The organism is Pseudomonas sp. JV241A (genome assembly GCF_900275665.1).
Lineage (GTDB): Bacteria > Pseudomonadota > Gammaproteobacteria > Pseudomonadales > Pseudomonadaceae > Aquipseudomonas > Aquipseudomonas wadenswilerensis.
The window spans coordinates 108,200-125,062 of record NZ_OPYO01000032.1; the positions used below are offsets into that span (position 1 = coordinate 108,200).

Here is a 16,863-nt window from a genome sequence, read left to right on the forward strand (position 1 = left end):
GCCCCGTCGATTGGTAAAAAACTGAAACTTAGATCGCTTTGAGCGTGCCTTTAGGCAGGGTCGCGGCTACGGCGCCCTTCTGGAACTTCAGCTCGACGTTGTCGGACACTTCCAGAACGACGAAGTCGTCGGCAACTTTGACGATCTTGCCGGCGATACCGCCGTTGGTGACAACTTCGTCACCTTTTTGCAGGTTGCTCAGCAGGTTCTTCTGCTCTTTGGCACGTTTGGCCTGCGGGCGCCAGATCATCAGGTAGAAGATGACCAGGAAACCGACCAGGAAAATCCACTCGAAGCCAGTACCGGCTGGGCCGGCGGCTGGGGCAGCTGCGTCCGCGTATGCGGCAGGGATCAGAAAGCTCATTTAGCACTCCAGTTGCAAATCAGTACTTGTTAGGGATCGACAGAACATCAGTCCAAGGGCGGCACAGGCAGCCCGCGCTTGGCGTAAAAGGCATCGACAAAGGCGGCCAATGTACCTTGTTGAATAGCCTCGCGTAAACCAGCCATCAACCGCTGGTAATGGCGCAAGTTATGGATCGTATTCAACATACTGCCCAACATTTCGCCGCATTTATCCAGGTGATGCAGATAAGCACGGGAGAAGTTCTGGCAGGTATAGCAATCGCAGGTCGCGTCCAGGGGCGAATCATCGTGGCGATGGAACGCGTTACGGATTTTCAGCACGCCGGTATCGACAAACAGATGACCGTTGCGCGCGTTGCGCGTGGGCATCACGCAATCGAACATGTCGACGCCGCGGCGCACACCCTCAACGAGATCTTCCGGCTTGCCTACCCCCATAAGGTAACGAGGTTTGTCAGCCGGCATGCGCCCTGGCAGGTAATCCAGGACCTTGATCATTTCGTGCTTGGGCTCGCCCACCGACAGGCCGCCGATGGCCAGGCCGTCGAAGCCGATCTTTTCCAGGCCTTCGAGCGAGCGCATGCGCAGGTTTTCGTGCATGCCACCCTGGACAATGCCGAACAGCGCCGCGGTGCTGTCGCCGTGGGCGTTTTTCGAGCGCTGGGCCCAGCGCAGGGACAGCTCCATGGATACGCGGGCGACGTCTTCATCGGCCGGGTACGGGGTGCATTCGTCGAAGATCATCACCACGTCCGAGCCCAGGTCGCGCTGGACCTGCATCGACTCTTCCGGGCCCATGAACACCTTGGAGCCGTCGACCGGCGAGGCAAACGTCACGCCCTCTTCGCGGATCTTGCGCATGGCGCCCAGGCTGAACACCTGGAAACCACCGGAGTCGGTAAGGATCGGGCCCTGCCACTTCATGAAGTCGTGCAGGTCGCCATGGGCCTTGATCACCTCGGTGCCCGGGCGCAGCCACAGGTGGAAGGTGTTGCCGAGGATCATGTGCGCGCCGATCGCCTCGATGTCGCGCGGCAGCATGCCCTTGACCGTGCCATAGGTGCCCACCGGCATGAACGCCGGGGTCTCGACCACGCCACGGGGGAAGGTCAGGCGGCCGCGACGGGCCTTGCCGTCGGTGGCGAGCAATTCGAAGGACATACGACAGGTGCGACTCATGCTTGATCCTCGGGGCCGCGTGGCGCCGGATTGCGGGTGATGAACATGGCATCACCGTAACTGAAGAAGCGGTACCCGTTCTCGACCGCCGCCGCGTAGGCAGCCATGGTCTCGGGGTAACCGGCGAAGGCTGAAACCAGCATCAGCAGCGTGGATTCAGGCAAATGGAAGTTGGTCACCAGGGCATCGACCACATGGAATGGCCGGCCTGGGAAGATGAAGATATCGGTGTCGCCACTGAACGCCTTGAGCTCGCCATCACGGGCGGCGCTTTCCAGCGAGCGCACGCTGGTGGTGCCCACGGCAACCACCCGCCCACCACGGGCGCGGCACGCGGCCACGGCGTCGACCACATCCTGGCCGACCTCCAGCCACTCTTTATGCATGTGGTGGTCTTCGATGCGCTCGACCCGCACTGGCTGGAAGGTACCAGCCCCCACGTGCAGGGTGACGAAGGCGGTTTCCACGCCTTTGGCGGCGATCTTGGCCAGCAGCTCTTCATCGAAGTGCAGGCCGGCGGTTGGCGCGGCCACGGCGCCAGCGCGCTCGGCGTACACCGTCTGGTAGCGCTCGCGGTCGGCGCCCTCATCCGGACGGTCGATGTACGGCGGCAGCGGCATATGTCCGACGCGATCGAGCAGTGGCAGCACCTCTTCGGCAAAACGCAGCTCGAACAGCGCATCGTGACGGGCGACCATCTCGGCCTCGCCACCGCCGTCGATGACGATCGGCGTGCCCGGCTTGGGCGCCTTGCTCGAACGTACGTGGGCCAGTACCCGGTGGCTGTCGAGTACGCGCTCGACGAGGATCTCCAGCTTGCCGCCGCTGGCCTTCTGGCCGAACAGACGCGCCGGAATCACCCGGGTATTGTTGAACACCATCAGATCGCCCGGGCGCAAATGCTCGAGCAGGTCGGTGAACTGGCGATGCGCCAGTGCCCCGCTCGGCCCGTCCAGGGTCAGCAGCCGGCTGCTATGGCGCTGCGCCAGCGGATGGCGAGCGATCAGGGAATCAGGAAGCTCAAAGGAGAAATCGGCGACGCGCATGATGGTGTTCGGTTCGACAGGGCCGGAAAGTTTAGCCGAAATGGTGAAAATTGACCATGAAACCTGATTGACCAACGGTAGGCGCCTCTCTATACTTCGCCGCCACAAGCCCTGATGGCGGAATTGGTAGACGCGGCGGATTCAAAATCCGTTTTCGAAAGGAGTGGGAGTTCGAGTCTCCCTCGGGGCACCAAACGCAACAAGAAACCGACCCTAGGGTCGGTTTTTTTGTGCCCGGCAGATCAGGCGCTGCACCTGTCGGTGGATTTCATCGCCGTGAGGCAGACACGCCCAACGCGCCGTTATTGCAACACGTGCAGGCCTAGCGCATTGCGCAGTGGATAGCCCCTTATTGCACCACCCCACACGCAATCCGCGCCCCACCACCACCCAACGCCTGCGGATGATCACTGTGATTATCACCACCGCCATGCACCATCAGCGCATGGCCCTTGAATTCCTCGGCCTTCAGGCGTGGGGCCAGGACTGGATAGCGGGCGGTGCCGTCGGCGTTGACATACAGGGCAGGCAGGTCGCCTTTATGCCCGGCATCGTCGTACGGGCCCAGGTGTTTTTTACTCTGTTGCGGATCCCAGTGCCCGCCCGCAGCACCTGCCGGCGTGGTCTTGCCATCGGCGGGTGCGGGTGCGCAAGAAGGTTTTTCGTGCAGGTGAAAGCCATGTACACCCGGCGGCAAGTCGCGCAGGTCAGGCGTGAGCAAGGTGCCGTATTGGTTCTGCTCGATGGTGATGGTACCAACAGGTTTGGCGCTGCCATCGACGCCCACCAGGGCCATTTCCACGGTCTGGGCCTGGGCGGCGCCCGCTGTTGCCAGGGCGGCAGTGAACAAGAGTGCTTTCATGAGGTTGCTCCTTGTGGGTCGATGCAGCCGAAGGGCACCTTATCAAGGTGGACCCTGGCGCAGCGTGGGGATTCCATTTCCAGGTTTGTCTTGAGCGTTTGCGCATCTGCCACTCGTAAACTGAATATGTTCTACACTAAGTGATACTTTCCATCACTTTGTGTAGAGCTAATGCCCAAAAAAGTGCTGTTGCCCGCCCAACCGCTAAGGCGCCTGTATGAGGGCCTGTACGCGTTGGCAACGCCTGAACGTTATCTGTTCACGCCGACTGACATGCGCGCATTGGTACCTGAACTTTCCGACACGGCCTATCGAGCCCTACTGAGCCGAGCTTCCAGGGACGACAAACTGATACGCCTGTGCCGCGGCCTATACCTGTTCAACCCGGCCAAAGCCAACCCTGGCCTGGTGCTTTATCACGCCGCTGCGCGCCTACGGGCGAACGCATTCAATTACATCAGCCTGGAAACCGCTTTAAGCGATGTCGGGATCATTTCGCAGGTCCCGATCAACTGGATTACGGTAATGTCTTCCGGCCGCAGCCAAACCTTGGTGTGCGCCTCATTCGGCACCATTGAGTTCATCCACACCCAACGCAAGGCTGCAGCACTGAGCGAGCACCTCGACTACGACCACCGCTGCCGGCTGTGGCGGGCCAAACCCGCGTTGGCCCTGCGCGATATGAAAGTCGCGAAAAGAAACCTCGACCTGATCGACTGGAGTGTCGCCAATGAGTTTGTTTGACCAACTGGTACAGCATGCGCTGCAGAACACTCCGGAACTGGCCCCCTTGCAAGTGGTGGTGGAAAAGGAGCTGCTGCATCACGACATCATGCGCGTACTGAGTGAGTCGGGCATGCTCGAAAAACTCTGTTTCATCGGTGGCACCTGCCTGCGCGCCTGCTACGGCTCGAGGCAATTGAGCGAAGACCTGGACTTCACGGGTGGCGCCGACTTTCAGCGCGAAGACTTTGCAGCACTGAAAGCCACCTTGGCGGGCAAACTCAACGAGAAGTACGGCCTGCAGGTCGATGTCAGTGAGCCAACCCGCGAACAAGGCAACGTCGACACCTGGAAACTGCGCATACAGACCCGCCCTGAAGCCCGGCCCCTTCCCGCACAGCGTATCCACATCGATATCTGCGCCATCCCTTCTTACCAGAAAAAACCCATGACCTTGCTCAACCCCTATGGGGTAGACATGGGCACCGAAGGCTTGATCCTCAACGCTGAAAGCCTCGAAGAAATATTTGTCGACAAGATCCTCGCCTTTGCACTGCGCCGGGGACGGATCAAGAACCGGGACTTGTGGGACCTGACCTGGCTGAAGCAACGTGCCATAACCCCGGCTTACGAGCTACTCAAAAACAAACTGCACGATCACGCTGTAGCCGCCGAGATATTCGTGAACCAAGGCGCAGCACGAACGGCCTCTCTACTGAAGGATGAGCAGGTCAAAATCGATTTTCGTGCCGAGATGCGTCGCTTCCTTCCGGCCGACGTCGTGGCGCAGACCGTGGATAACGAGCGTTTCTGGGAATACCTGGCCAATACGGTCGACCAACTGTTCACCGACGCGCAGCGCAATCTGGCCGGCAGTGCAACGCCCAATAGCCCTGAAGCGTTTCTGATGTAGCGAGTGCACCCAGCATTTCTTTCACCCTTCAGCTGATCGAGATTCTCTAATGCAATTGACCCACCGCCCCGTCCAGCCTCAGGACATCGCTGCCATCTGCTGCTTCCCCCAGGGCCCGGACGAGCTGTTCTACATGTTCCCCAAGGCCAAGTACCCGCTGACACCCGCGCAACTGAGCGAGGCCATCGCCCAGCGTAGCGGTTCGACCGTGGTCGAGGGCGACGGTACGGTGCTGGCCTTTGCCAACTTCTACAAGGCCGAGCACGGCGGCGTTTGCGCCCTTGGCAATGTGGTGGTGGCCCCCGCCGCGCGCGGCCATGGCGTAGCGCGGTATCTGGTGCAGAGCATGATCGAGCTGGCGCGCCGTCAGTTCGAGGCCCGTGAAGTACAGGTCTCATGTTTCAACAGCAACACCGCCGGGCTGCTGCTTTATCCACAACTGGGCTTTACACCCTTCGCCATCGAAGAACGCCAGGGTCCCGGCAATACACGGGTGGCGTTGGTGCAGATGAAGCAGACGCTGTAGCCCATCGATGAGCTGTAACGAACCTTGAGCGCGCGGCGGCGTCCGATGCTGTGCATCCGCCGTTCGAGGTTCACCTGTGAAAGACGCCATTGCCCGCAAATACCGCCTGATCGTCAAAACCCTCGGCTACGTCGGCTGGTCGCTGTTCTGGCTGCTGATCTGGGACGTGCTGGTAACCATCGACTTCATGCTGTTCTTCAACAGCAAGTTCACCCTGCCCTTGATGCCGCTGACCCTGCTCGGTTCGGCGCTGGTGGTGCTGGTCAGCTTTCGCAACAGCAGCGCCTACAACCGCTGGTGGGAAGCGCGCACCTTGTGGGGCGGGCTGGTCAACAGTTCACGCAGCTTTGCCCGCCAGGTGCTGACGCTGATCGATGATTTGGATGACGGCGTCAACCCGATCAAGACGACGTTGCTGCGCCGCCATATCGCCTATGTGAACTGCCTGGCCGCACACCTTCGCGGCGAACCGTGCCCGGATGAACTGATGGCCTTCATCCCGCCCGAAGAATTCGCCCGGCGCAGCCGCTCGAACAACTTCGCCAACGACATCCTCACCGGCTCTGCGGCGCTGCTAACCCGCGAATACAAGGCCGGGCGCCTGGACAGCATTCGCCTGGCGCGGCTGGAATCGACCCTGGTCGACCTGTCCAACAGCCAGGGCGGCATGGAGCGCATCGCCAACACGCCCCTGCCCTACCCTTACGTGTATTTCCCGCGGCTGTTTATTTCGCTGTTCTGTTTGATCGTGCCGATCGGGCTGGTCGAATCGCTGGGCTGGTTTACCCCGCTGGCGTCGACCGTGGTGGGGTTTATGCTGCTGGCCATCGAGCGCATCGGCACGGATTTGCAGAGCCCGTTCCGGATCAGTGAGCATCAGATTCAGATGGATGCGATTTGTGAAACCATCGAAAGGAATTTGGAGTCGATGCAACGGGATGCGCAGTGTGGGGAGCTGGTTGGCGAATCTACCCATTGACGTGCAATCGAGTGCGGGCGACTCAGAGTCTCGACGAAGCATGAGGGTGGGCCAGAAGATCAATCCCTAGCGCCCGGATGACCTTCAGCACAGTGTCAAAACGAGGCTTCGCACCAGGGGTCAACGCCTTGTACAGGCTCTCGCGCCCCAATCCACTGGCAGATGCGATCTGGCTCATGCCGCGAGCCTTGGCGATATAGCCGAGGGCGCGAATCAGTTCGTCATGATCACCATCCGCCAGCACTTGAGAGAGGTACTCGCTGATTGCCTCATCGCTATCGAGCAACGCGGCCATATCAAACGTAGTAAGTGACAAACTCATATCAAATTTCCTTGGCCAGCTTCCTGGCCAGTTGGATATCAACAGATTGCGATGACTTGTCACCACCTGCCAACAAAACAATGACTACACCGTCCCGAGCCGTGAAATACACCCGATAACCCGCCCCCACATCGATGCGCATCTCGGACACCTGACCACCGACGGACTTCACATCTCCCAGATTTCCCGCCGTGCAATTGCCACCCTTGCACGCATGTCGCGTACGGAAATCAACCAAGAGGTGAATCTGGGCGTCTGCAAAACACTGTATTTCAAGGCTCACACCAATGTATCCCATTGGATACAAGCAAGCAACCAGCAACCCACACCTCTCATCGCCTGGCCAGAAATTTGGCCGGGTTATGCAGATGCCTGAAGATGGCAACAATGACACCGAGAGAAAGGTTGCTGGATACCGCTGTTTCGCTGTTTCGTGTAGTCCATTTCCCAAGCATAATCCCCAGGCACTTCAGTTGTTGCGCCTGCGTCGCTAGCTGCCTAGTCTTGGCCGGTCGTTGCCAAATCAACGACCGGTTTTGACAGACCGCTGTTGATACAGTCGCACTGCTCTATGGCAGCTGTGCGTGGGGCACATTCGTGTGCGCCGGTTCCTGTATCACCGGTCTGTCAACCCACGTACTGCTGCCACCCTCCTGTTTGACAGCGGGTTTGTGGCGGCTCGACCGATACAGGAGTTGACCATGCTGAAAATAGTCCCCGATCCCCCGCATCTCCCCACCGATTCCCCTCATTGCCTCGAAGACATCCTCGTACAGGCCGGCGAGCATCTGACCTGTGCCCTGGCTGTCAGCCAGCAAGCAGTGTTGTTACATCCCGATTTGCATGGACAGGCGCTGGTGCGTACTGCCCTGCACGAGATGGAAACAGCGCGCTGGCGGGTTGAGCAGGCGCTGGCCTGCGTTCAGATAGCCCACTGATAGCGAGCGCTTCGCGCTCGATCGCTGGCAAGGCCAGCTCCCACAGGGTTCGGCGAACACAGGTCCACTGTGTGTGGCAGCTTGATTAGGACAACTGCTTCACAGGTCCGGCGAACAGAGATCCACTGTGGGAGCCGGCCTTGCCGGCGATGGGCGGCAAGGCCGACCCGAGGATCACCCCATGAGCAATGAAACGATCGGCACAGCAAGCCTTACCAGGTTGTTCCACATCAACCCGGGCATCCCCTGCGAACAGGCACTGGAACACGCCTCGCTGATGCTCGGCTGCATCAACAAACTGACCGTGCTAGGCGCCACGGAAGAAGATCCTACCCTAGTCTGGGCCGCGCATCTGCTCGGCGAAATGGCCAAGGCGATTGTCGATGACGTGAGCCTGGGGTTACCGCTCAAACCCGCACAAAGCGCTGCCTGAGCACATCACTCAAGGCATCCACCAGCAACACCAGCACCAGCATGGCGATGATCACCGTGCTGGCCTGGGCTTCCTGGAACAGGCTCAGGGTGGTGTAGAGCATCTGCCCCAGGCCACCGGCACCAACAAAACCCAGCACGCTGGCCATGCGGATGTTGTTTTCCCAGCGGTACAGGCTGTAGGCCAGCAACTGCGGCCAGAGGTTGGGCAAGGTGCCGAAGCAGAACGCCGTGACCTGGCTGCCGCCTTGCAGGCGAATGGCCGCAGCCGGTTCTGGCGGGGCGTTTTCCAGGGCTTCGGCGAACAGGCGGCCGAGTACGCCTGAGGTATGCAAGGCCAAGGCCAGCGTGCCGGCATTGGGCCCAAGGCCCGCGGCGAGGACGGTCAAGGCCGCCCACACCAGCTCCGGAATCGCGCGCAATGCGTTGAGCAGCAGGCGCGCAACGCCTTGCAACGGCCAGCCAAAACGCCCGGCAGCCGGCAAGGCCAGCAACAGGCCGAGCACCACCGCAAGCAAGGTACCCAGCCCTGACATGGCCAGGGTTTCCAGTGCGCCTTTGCCAACCGCCCGCAGGTGATCGGGGCTCAGGTCGGGGCTGAGGAATCGCAGCGCGTAAGCGCCCATCTGCCCTAACCCGCCATCGCCAAACAGCGCCTGCAGATCAAGGCTCAAATAAGCGAACGAAGCTGCCACCGCCGCCAACAGCACCAGCACCAGCGCCGTGTTGATCAACGCTCTCATGCCAGCCTCCCGCGCAGCAGGCGACTGAGCTGGTCGGCCAGCCATACCAGCAGCAGAAACGTCAGCAGCATGCTCGCCACCTCGGCGCCGGCGAACATGCGCATGGACAGGTCGATCTGCTGGCCCAACCCGCCCGCGCCGACAAAGCCCATCACCACCGAGGCACGGATCGCACATTCCCAGCGGTACACCGTGTAGGACACCAGCTCCGCCGCCGCTGCGGGCAGGACGCCGTAAAAAAACGCGCTCAAGCGGCTGCTGCCGGCATGCAACAAGGCATGGGCCGGGCGCTGGTCGACCGATTCGAAGATCTCCGCGTAGACCTTGCCAAGCATGCCGCTGTAGGTAATGGCGATGGCCAGCACCCCGGCGGTCGGGCCCAGGCCGACCGCGCGGACGAACAACAGTGCCCAGACGATCTCCGGCACGCTTCGCAGGAAGATCAACAGGCCGCGCACCGGCAGGCGCAGGGTGCACGACCAGAAGCCCAGGCGACCGCCGCGGGAGGCAGCGCGCAACGACAGCGCCCGGCTGGCCAGCAGGCTGGCCGGGATCGCCAGCAGCAAGGCTAGGGTCATGCCGGCGGTAGCCACTGCCAGGGTCTGCAAAGTGGCATCCCAAAGCAGCCGCAGGAAATCAGGCTCATGGGCCGGCGGCCAGAAGGCGCTGACAAAATTGCCCATCTCGCGGCGGTTATCGGCCTGCAGCAACACCCCGGGGTTCAGCTCACTGAGGCGGATGCCCGGCCACAACAGGGCAATCGCCAACAGCGCCAGCAACAACCTGGGCAGTGCCGCCGGGTCGCGGCTATCGGCCTTCAGCATCGGGGAATCTGCAGGCTCAAAGCCGGCAGCGGTAACGGCGGCGACACCAACTGTTCGTTGGCATACAGCGCATCGAGCATCTCGCTGGAGACCTCGCTCGCCGGGCGATCAAAGACGATACGCCCTTCGCGAATACCGATTACCCGTGGAAAATGCGCCAGCGCCAGCTCTACCGCATGCAGGCTGGCGATCAGGGTCACGCCGCGCTCGCTGGCATGCTGGTTGAGGGTTTTCAGGCTGTGTTCGGCCAGCACCGGATCCATGGCCGATACCGGCTCGTCGGCCAGCAGTATCTCTGGTTGCTGGTACAGCGCCCGGGCAATGCCGACCCGTTGCAACTGGCCGCCGGACAATTGCCCGCACTGAACAAAAATCTTCTCGGCCATGCCCAGGTCAGTCAGCACTTCGCGCACACCCGGAACATCCGCCGGATGCAGCAGGTTGAGTAGCCCGCGCAAGGTGCTCCACTGCCCCAGGCGCCCCGCCAGCACCGCCGTCACTACTCGCTGGCGCGGTGGCAACGGCGGTGCTTGATGGATCAGGGCGATCCGCGCGCGCAGGCGCTGGCGCGCACCCGCGGACAACCGCCAGGGCGCCATATCGAGCAGTTCGACGGTGCCGGTACTGGGCTCGATGGCCGTGCCCAGCAACTGCAGCAGGCTCGACTTGCCCGCCCCCGACGGACCGATGATTGCCACCCGCTCGCCGCCAGCAATCTGCAAATCGATCCCGTGCAGTGCCTGAACCTGGCCGTGGCGCAAGCTGGCATCGCTCAAGCGCAGGGTCATTTCAGCAGTTCGGCGGCGCGAGCAGCCTCTTCGATACCCTTGTAGTTGTCCGGGCTGGTTTCGATAAAGCGGCTGGCGGCCTGCAGGTCGAGGATAGCCTTGTCGCCAGGCTTGGCCGGATCAAGATCGAGGAACGCTTGCTTGATCTTGTCTTTCAGCGCCGGGTCGAGGCTGCCACGCACCGTCCAGTTATAGTCGTAGTAGCTTGGGGTGGTGGCGAACACCTTGACCTTGCTGGTATCGACCTTGCCCGACGCCACCAGCTTTTCCCAGACGCTGGCGTTAAGCACCCCGCCATCGGCCTTACCGGCCTGTACCCAGGCCGCAGTGGCATCGTGGGCACCGGAATAGGCGACGCGGCTGAAATAGGTTTCAGGCTTGATGCCATCCTTGAGCATGAAGTAGCGCGGCATCAGGCTGCCCGAGGTGGACGAAATGGAACCGAAGGCAAAGGTCTTGCCCTTGAGGTCGGCCAGGCTTTTCACATTTGAGTTAGCGGTGATGAATTTGCTGGTGAACTTGGCGTCCTGTTCACGCTGCACCAAAGGTGTGGCTGTCGGATCCTTAAGGTGCACCTGTACGAAAGTGAAACCGCCCAGCCAGGCCATATCCAGCTTGTTGGCGACCAGCGACTCGACCACTGCCGGGTAATCTGCCACCGGCACGAACTCGACCTTCATGCCCAGCTTCTGCTCCAGGTATTCGCCCAATGGCTTGAACTTGCGTAGCAGTTCGGTGGGCGCTTCGTCAGGGATGGCACTGACTCGCAGCGTGTCGGCCGCCTGGGCCAGGTAGGACGAGCAAGACAACACCAGGCCGGCAAACAGCGCCAGGGGACGTTTGAGCATGGGGATTCTCCGGTTCAATAGCGGGGAAAGGGCCGGCATGGGCCACCCCGGAAATTATAAGAGGCATCGGCGCAAAGGCCAGCTTTGCTACACTCGGGCGTTCACGACAAGTCGAGGTGCCTATGAACGAGCCGATCCGCCTGACCCAGTACAGCCACGGCGCCGGCTGTGGCTGCAAGATCTCCCCGAAGATGCTCGAGGTGATTCTCGCCGAAAGCGGCACCCAGGCGCTGGACCCGAAACTCTGGGTCGGCAACGCCTCGCGCGATGACGCGGCCGTCTACGCCCTTGATGACGAACGCGGCGTGGTGTCGACCACCGACTTCTTCATGCCCATCGTCGACGACCCGTACGACTTCGGCCGCATCGCCGCCACCAACGCCATCAGCGACATCTACGCCATGGGCGGCGACCCGCTGATGGCCATCGCCATTCTCGGCTGGCCAGTCAACGTGCTGGCCCCGGAAGTGGCCCGTGAAGTGATCCGTGGTGGCCGCGCAGTATGCGCCGAAGCAGGCATTCCCTTGGCCGGTGGGCACTCCATCGATGCCCCCGAGCCGATCTTCGGCCTGGCCGTGACAGGCGTGGTGCAAAAGCGCCACATGAAGCGCAACGACACCGCTAGCGTCGGCTGCCGCCTGTACCTGACCAAACCGCTGGGCATCGGCATCCTTACCACCGCCGAGAAAAAGGCCAAGCTGCGCGACCAGGACAAGGGCCTGGCCCGCGACTGGATGTGCACTTTGAACACCCCGGGCAGCCGCTTCGGCAAGCTGGCCGGGGTCAAGGCCATGACCGACGTCACCGGCTTCGGCCTGCTTGGCCACCTGGTGGAACTGGCCGACGGCAGCGGCCTGAGCGCACGCCTGAACTACAGCGCGGTGCCCCGCCTGCCGAGCGTCGAGCACTACCTGGCCGAAGGCTGCGTGCCCGGCGGTACCCTGCGCAACTTCGACAGCTATGGCGAGAAAATCGCCCCATTGAGCGACGAGCAGAAGCACCTGCTGTGCGACCCGCAAACCAGCGGCGGCCTGCTGGTGGCGGTGGCGCCAGAAGGGGAAGCGGAGTTTCTCGCCGTTGCGGGCGAGCTGGGCCTGAACCTGGCGCCAATCGGCGAGCTGGTCGAGCGACAGAGCCATGCGGTTGAGGTGCTTTGATGCGTGACAACTGCACCGACTACCGCCAGCTGTTTCTCAACGATGTAGCCATGATGGACATGCGCGCCCCGGTGGAATTCACCAAGGGCGCCTTTCCCGAAGCTATCAACCTGCCGCTGATGAACGACCTTGAACGGCAGAAGGTCGGCACCTGCTACAAGCAGCACGGCCAGCAGGCCGCCATCGCCCTCGGCCATCAACTGGTCAGTGGCCCGCTCAAGGACCAACGCATTGCCGCCTGGGCCGCCTTCGCCCGAGCCAACCCCGAGGGTTACCTCTACTGTTTTCGCGGCGGCCTGCGCTCGCAGATCGCCCAGCAGTGGCTCAAGACCGACGCCGGCATTCACTATCCCAAGGTGGTCGGTGGCTACAAAGCCATGCGTAATTTCCTGCTCCATACCACCCAGCAAGCGGTGGCCGACTGTGACTTCGTGCTGATCGGCGGCCTCACCGGCACCGGCAAGACCGAAGTGCTGCAATGGCTGGATAACGCTGTTGACCTCGAAGGTCACGCCAATCACCGCGGCTCCAGCTTCGGCAAACGCGCCACCGGCCAGCCGGCGCAGATCGACTTCGAGAACCAGTTGGCCATCGATGTGCTGAAAAAACGCGCCCGCGGCGTCGAGCAGTTCGTGCTCGAAGACGAGGGCCGCATCGTCGGCAGCTGCACACTGCCGCTGGAGCTGTACCAGGGCATGCAGCACTACCCGCTGGTGTGGCTGGAAGACAGCTTTGATAACCGCGTCGAGCGGATTCTGCGCGATTACGTGATCGACCTCAGTGCCGAGTTCGTTGCCCTGCACGGTGATGAAGAGGGTTTGCGACTGTTTGCCGAACGCCTGACCCAGAGCATGGCCAACATTCTCAAGCGCCTCGGCGGCGAGCGCTACCAGCGGCTGTCGGCGTTGCTCGAGCAAGCGCTGCAAGAGCAACTGCGCAGTGGCGCAGTAGACTTGCACCGCGCCTGGATCAGCGGCCTGCTCAACGAGTACTACGACCCGATGTACGCCTACCAGCGCCAGAGCAAGGCCGAGCGAATCGAGTTCGCCGGTGACCAGCGCGAAGTGCGCGAATACCTGCGCGCTCGCGCCAGCCGACGCTGACCTTACGGCTGCAGCAGGGCCTGCAGCTCGTCGGCGCGGTCGCGGGTGCTGCTGAGGATGCACCCGGCGCCATTGAGCTGATCGACGGTGCCGCCGGTGAGGCTGTAATACAGGTTGCAGTTGGCGTCGCGATACTTGATCCAGGCCCGTTGGGCTTCACGCAGTTGGGTTTGCTGAGGCCCTTCGAGGCCGGTCATGGCCTTTTTGTAGGCGCTGTTCAAGCGGCTATCCTGGCGCTTGATCTCGGCGCCGTTGCAGTTGTTCATGGCCAGCGTTGATTCGGCGGTTTTCATGCAGGCGCTGTAGGCCGGGGAGTACTCGTCCTGGGCCTGGGCTATTGAGGAACAACAGACCCATAGGCCGATAAGCAAAAATGGACGTTTCATGCTGCGGACTCCGTCTTGGGTAGGAGCGGGCTTGCCCCGCGATCAGGCCGGCCCAGACACTACATCGACATCGCTTGAATTACGAGCGCTACGCGTTCGATCGCGGGGCCGCTCCTGCGCACACCTGCATCACCTTCTCGCGCAACCAGCGATGCCCCGCCTCTCCTTCCCGGCGTTGATGCCATGCTTGCTGAAAGGCAAACGGCCTGATCGCCAGCGGCGGCTGGAACCTGCGCAAGCGCGAATCCAGCTTGCCGCTGTCCAGGCTGCGCCGGGCCACCGTGAGGATCAGATCGGTGCCGGCAATCACTTCCTGGGCCGCAGCCCAATGGGGCAAGGCCAGCGCCACCCGGCGCTGGGCGCCGATACCCTGGAGGGCCAGGTCGATTTCGTTATCGACGCCGGGGCGCACCGCCACCAGCACATGCGGCCGCACCAGCCACTCGTCCAGGCTCAGACCACCACGCGTAGGCAAATGACTGCGATCGGCAATACAGGTGAAGGTCTCATCGAACAGCGTCTGCGCCCGCAGTTCCGTCGCCAGCTCAGAAAAGACCGCCAGGGCCAGATCGGCCTCACCATCGAACAGCTGGCCGAGCATGGCCTCACGGCTGCCCTGGGAGACAATCAGGTCGATCCCCGGCGCCTCATTACGCAGGAGCCGCATCAGCCCCGGCAATACGACCCGGGCGCCGTAATCCGACATTGCCAGACGAAAACTGCGCTGCGCCCGCTGCGGGTCGAAACCGGGGCTACCGAGCAGGCCATCCAGTTGTTCCAACGCCTGCTGCAAGGGCTCGACCAGCGCCTGAGCCCGCGCCGTGACCTGCAAGCGCCCCCCTCGGCGCACCAGCAGCGGATCACCGAAAAGTTCGCGCAGTTGCGCCAGGGCATGGCTGACCGCCGGCTGGCTGCGGTGCAGGCGCAAGGCGGCACGCGATACATGTTGCTCGGCCAGCAGGGCATGCAGGGTCAACAGCAGGTTGAGGTCGATTCGGCGCAAATCATCCATCCGGCGAATAACTCCTGTGCAGCATTCGAATTTCCATTATTGGGGTGGATAACCAAGACTTTGGCAAGTCACTTTTGAGGAGTCCTGCCATGAACCTGCCCGCCATTACCGCCACCTTGCTGCCGCTGGCCATCGCCCTGCTGGCCGGCGCCGCCGTGCCCTTCCAGGCTGGCAGCAACGCCGCGCTGGGGCGCTTGCTCGGGCATCCGTTGTGGGCGTCGTTGGTGTCGCTGGCGGTGAGTGTGCTGATGGTGATTCCGGCGTTACTGGTGCTGCGGGCGCCGCTGCCGCAACTCAATGCGTTGGTTCAAGCCCCTTGGTGGGCCTGGTTGGGAGGCGTGGCCGGCGTCGCCTACATCACCGCCGCGCTGGTGCTGACACCACGCCTGGGCGCTGCTGGGTTCATCGTCTGCGTCATTGCCGGCCAGGTGCTGTCGTCATTGATCATCGACCAATGGGGCCTGATGGGCTTGCCCGAACGCCCGGTCAACGGCCTGCGTCTGGCCGGCGTCGGGCTGATCGTGGTCGGCATGCTGGTGGTGCAGTGGGGGACGTCGACGTCAGCCCACTAGATAGCGTCCTTGTCGATCTGGATCGGCGGCGGTGGCTCGATCACTTTCTTTAGCTGGAAGTGCAGGCTAGGGGTCTGGATCGCGTAGACGATGGTAATGTTGAGCACGATTGCCAGGCCGCCATCAAGCCAGTGCCACCCGGGCATCTGTGCGCCTTTGAGTACCTGCCGACACCACCAGGCCTGAGCGGCACAGAAGAAGCTGATCGAGGCCAGCCAGAGGTAGTAACCAGGCCCAAAGCCGGTGACATCCAGGAAGTCGTAGCTCTGGTTGTTCGGCAGCCGCTCGACGAGCAGCGAGCTGAGCGCCAGGTACAAGGCGCCAAGCCCCAGTACCAGCGAAAGCCAGCGCCAGCGCCGATGAGTGATGATCGCCAGGCCCAGCAGCGGGTTGGCGAACCAGCTGAAAACCTGCATGACAATGCCCCAAGGCCCGTAAAGCATCGCCTGCAAGGCATGCAGCCGACTATCGCCAGACAGATAGATGGCATCGAAACACAGGCTCAGCAAGTACAACGCCAGGGTGATTGCAACGTAGAACCGGGCCATCAGTTGCCTCCACACTCAATGCACGACGTTTGCTCGGGTACCGAACGAAACGGCACTTTACTCCAGGGCGTGAAGGCCAGTGGCACGGTCACCACAATCCCGGCGATCAGCACCCAGGCCGGCCAGCCCAGCAGCGGTACCCTGCTGCTGCCCGCAGGTTCATGCCGGTAGCGCCACTGGCCGAGGATGAACACCAGCATCGCCAGCAACCATACGTAGTAACCAGGCAGTAGCCCCGGCCCGTTGGGCGAATCAGGCACCGGGGTCCAGTCGAGCCAGCCCAGCGGTATCATCAGGCCACTCAGCAACAGCGCGGCGCAGCCCAGGTACAGGGCTACCCGCGGTTGTTTGCGGTGCATCACCAGGGCGGCGAAATACAGCGGGTTGGCAAACCAGAAGGACCCATTCAACACCCCGAGGGCCAGGGCGTGCATGCCGCGCATCACATCGTGTTCACGGGCGCAGGCCTGGAGGAACAGGCAGGTGAGGTAGCATCCCAGGCTTAAGGTCAGATAGTTCAGCGGCACCAGTAAATCCATTTGGCTGGTCAAAGAGCGCGCGACAATAGCGCAGACGGCGCTGCCGCGCTTGATTAT

At 62.0% G+C, this 16,863-nt stretch carries 22 protein-coding genes, 1 tRNA gene and 1 pseudogene; 10 read left to right on the plus strand and 14 right to left on the minus strand.

Features of this window, described 5'->3' with window-relative positions; genetic code table 11:
• Positions 1 to 28 precede the first annotated feature (28 nt).
• The 3 genes from yajC to queA are packed head-to-tail and all read right to left on the minus strand — an operon-like array spanning position 29 to position 2,591.
• Positions 29 to 364 (minus strand): preprotein translocase subunit YajC, encoded by a 336-nt coding sequence (gene yajC, locus JV241A_RS20520; RefSeq protein ID WP_010223473.1) that lies wholly within the window; start codon positions 362 to 364, stop codon positions 29 to 31.
• Positions 365 to 411: 47 nt separating this feature from the next.
• On the minus strand, positions 412 to 1,527 hold the full coding sequence (gene tgt / locus JV241A_RS20525) for a tRNA guanosine(34) transglycosylase Tgt (RefSeq protein WP_162195925.1): 1,116 nt from the start codon (positions 1,525 to 1,527) through the stop codon (positions 412 to 414).
• A 14-nt stretch (positions 1,528 to 1,541) separates the two neighbouring features.
• Positions 1,542 to 2,591, minus strand: a complete 1,050-nt coding sequence (gene queA, locus JV241A_RS20530) for a tRNA preQ1(34) S-adenosylmethionine ribosyltransferase-isomerase QueA (RefSeq protein ID WP_115088649.1) — start codon at positions 2,589 to 2,591, stop codon at positions 1,542 to 1,544.
• 108 nt (positions 2,592 to 2,699) lie between these two features.
• Here queA and JV241A_RS20535 point away from each other — a divergent pair.
• Positions 2,700 to 2,784, plus strand: a tRNA-Leu gene (locus tag JV241A_RS20535).
• A 156-nt stretch (positions 2,785 to 2,940) separates the two neighbouring features.
• Here the strand turns inward: JV241A_RS20535 and sodC are convergent.
• Complete coding sequence (gene sodC, locus JV241A_RS20540) at positions 2,941 to 3,453, minus strand: superoxide dismutase family protein (protein ID WP_134064215.1); 513 nt, start codon at positions 3,451 to 3,453, stop codon at positions 2,941 to 2,943.
• Positions 3,454 to 3,624: 171 nt separating this feature from the next.
• Here sodC and JV241A_RS20545 point away from each other — a divergent pair, with 171 nt between their 5' ends.
• From JV241A_RS20545 to JV241A_RS20560, 4 genes are all read left to right on the plus strand, one after another.
• Positions 3,625 to 4,197, plus strand: coding sequence for a hypothetical protein (locus JV241A_RS20545; protein WP_134064217.1), 573 nt, complete (start codon positions 3,625 to 3,627; stop codon positions 4,195 to 4,197).
• Positions 4,184 to 5,089: a nucleotidyl transferase AbiEii/AbiGii toxin family protein gene (locus JV241A_RS20550; RefSeq protein ID WP_134064219.1), complete on the plus strand. Its 906-nt coding sequence runs from the start codon at positions 4,184 to 4,186 to the stop codon at positions 5,087 to 5,089. Before JV241A_RS20545 ends, JV241A_RS20550 begins: the two co-directional genes overlap by 14 nt.
• A gap of 49 nt (positions 5,090 to 5,138) precedes the next feature.
• A complete protein-coding gene (locus JV241A_RS20555) occupies positions 5,139 to 5,615 on the plus strand; it encodes a GNAT family N-acetyltransferase (protein WP_134064221.1) in 477 nt (158 codons plus the stop codon).
• Positions 5,616 to 5,691: 76 nt separating this feature from the next.
• Positions 5,692 to 6,594, plus strand: coding sequence for a bestrophin family ion channel (locus JV241A_RS20560; protein ID WP_134064223.1), 903 nt, complete (start codon positions 5,692 to 5,694; stop codon positions 6,592 to 6,594).
• A 22-nt stretch (positions 6,595 to 6,616) separates the two neighbouring features.
• Here the strand turns inward: JV241A_RS20560 and JV241A_RS20565 are convergent, their stop codons facing one another.
• Entirely contained in the window at positions 6,617 to 6,916 is a 300-nt protein-coding gene (locus tag JV241A_RS20565; protein ID WP_134064225.1) for an addiction module antidote protein, read from the minus strand.
• Between the two features lies 1 nt (position 6,917).
• A pseudogene (locus JV241A_RS20570) lies at positions 6,918 to 7,192 on the minus strand (type II toxin-antitoxin system RelE/ParE family toxin).
• 425 nt (positions 7,193 to 7,617) lie between these two features.
• Between JV241A_RS20570 and JV241A_RS20575 the strand changes: the two are divergent.
• Both JV241A_RS20575 and JV241A_RS20580 read left to right on the plus strand, forming a co-directional pair.
• Positions 7,618 to 7,854: a hypothetical protein gene (locus tag JV241A_RS20575; RefSeq protein ID WP_115088653.1), complete on the plus strand. Its 237-nt coding sequence runs from the start codon at positions 7,618 to 7,620 to the stop codon at positions 7,852 to 7,854.
• Between the two features lie 181 nt (positions 7,855 to 8,035).
• Positions 8,036 to 8,287, plus strand: coding sequence for a DUF3077 domain-containing protein (locus JV241A_RS20580; RefSeq protein ID WP_134064227.1), 252 nt, complete (start codon positions 8,036 to 8,038; stop codon positions 8,285 to 8,287).
• Here the strand turns inward: JV241A_RS20580 and phnE are convergent.
• Genes phnE through JV241A_RS20600 form a run of 4 tightly spaced genes read right to left on the minus strand, consistent with a single transcriptional unit; the run spans position 8,262 to position 11,489 of the window.
• Positions 8,262 to 9,029, minus strand: a complete 768-nt coding sequence (phnE, locus tag JV241A_RS20585; protein ID WP_115088655.1) for a phosphonate ABC transporter, permease protein PhnE — start codon at positions 9,027 to 9,029, stop codon at positions 8,262 to 8,264. The genes JV241A_RS20580 and phnE overlap by 26 nt on opposite strands.
• The gene (locus JV241A_RS20590) at positions 9,026 to 9,853 is read right to left on the minus strand and encodes an ABC transporter permease (RefSeq protein WP_134064229.1); all 828 of its coding nucleotides are present in this window, start codon (positions 9,851 to 9,853) and stop codon (positions 9,026 to 9,028) included. Before JV241A_RS20590 ends, phnE begins: the two co-directional genes overlap by 4 nt.
• A complete protein-coding gene (locus JV241A_RS20595; protein ID WP_115088657.1) occupies positions 9,847 to 10,641 on the minus strand; it encodes an ATP-binding cassette domain-containing protein in 795 nt (264 codons plus the stop codon). Before JV241A_RS20595 ends, JV241A_RS20590 begins: the two co-directional genes overlap by 7 nt.
• Positions 10,638 to 11,489 (minus strand): putative selenate ABC transporter substrate-binding protein, encoded by an 852-nt coding sequence (locus tag JV241A_RS20600; RefSeq protein WP_134064231.1) that lies wholly within the window; start codon positions 11,487 to 11,489, stop codon positions 10,638 to 10,640. Before JV241A_RS20600 ends, JV241A_RS20595 begins: the two co-directional genes overlap by 4 nt.
• 122 nt (positions 11,490 to 11,611) lie before the next feature.
• Here JV241A_RS20600 and selD point away from each other — a divergent pair, with 122 nt between their 5' ends.
• Both selD and mnmH read left to right on the plus strand, forming a co-directional pair.
• Positions 11,612 to 12,646: a selenide, water dikinase SelD gene (gene selD / locus JV241A_RS20605; protein ID WP_115088659.1), complete on the plus strand. Its 1,035-nt coding sequence runs from the start codon at positions 11,612 to 11,614 to the stop codon at positions 12,644 to 12,646.
• Positions 12,646 to 13,749, plus strand: a complete 1,104-nt coding sequence (gene mnmH, locus JV241A_RS20610) for a tRNA 2-selenouridine(34) synthase MnmH (RefSeq protein ID WP_134064233.1) — start codon at positions 12,646 to 12,648, stop codon at positions 13,747 to 13,749. Before selD ends, mnmH begins: the two co-directional genes overlap by 1 nt.
• Positions 13,750 to 13,751: 2 nt before the next feature.
• Here the strand turns inward: mnmH and JV241A_RS20615 are convergent, their stop codons facing one another.
• Both JV241A_RS20615 and JV241A_RS20620 read right to left on the minus strand, forming a co-directional pair.
• Positions 13,752 to 14,135 (minus strand): lysozyme inhibitor LprI family protein, encoded by a 384-nt coding sequence (locus JV241A_RS20615; protein ID WP_115088661.1) that lies wholly within the window; start codon positions 14,133 to 14,135, stop codon positions 13,752 to 13,754.
• Positions 14,136 to 14,223: 88 nt separating this feature from the next.
• Complete coding sequence (locus JV241A_RS20620) at positions 14,224 to 15,147, minus strand: LysR family transcriptional regulator (protein ID WP_134064235.1); 924 nt, start codon at positions 15,145 to 15,147, stop codon at positions 14,224 to 14,226.
• 89 nt (positions 15,148 to 15,236) lie between these two features.
• Here JV241A_RS20620 and JV241A_RS20625 point away from each other — a divergent pair, with 89 nt between their 5' ends.
• Complete coding sequence (locus JV241A_RS20625; RefSeq protein ID WP_134064237.1) at positions 15,237 to 15,719, plus strand: DMT family transporter; 483 nt, start codon at positions 15,237 to 15,239, stop codon at positions 15,717 to 15,719.
• On the opposite strand, the gene JV241A_RS20630 is transcribed toward JV241A_RS20625, so the two are convergent.
• The gene (locus tag JV241A_RS20630; RefSeq protein WP_115088664.1) at positions 15,716 to 16,267 is read right to left on the minus strand and encodes a hypothetical protein; all 552 of its coding nucleotides are present in this window, start codon (positions 16,265 to 16,267) and stop codon (positions 15,716 to 15,718) included. The genes JV241A_RS20625 and JV241A_RS20630 overlap by 4 nt on opposite strands.
• A complete protein-coding gene (locus JV241A_RS20635) occupies positions 16,267 to 16,794 on the minus strand; it encodes a hypothetical protein (protein WP_134064239.1) in 528 nt (175 codons plus the stop codon). The genes JV241A_RS20630 and JV241A_RS20635 overlap by 1 nt, the downstream gene beginning before the upstream one ends.
• Positions 16,795 to 16,863 lie beyond the last annotated feature (69 nt).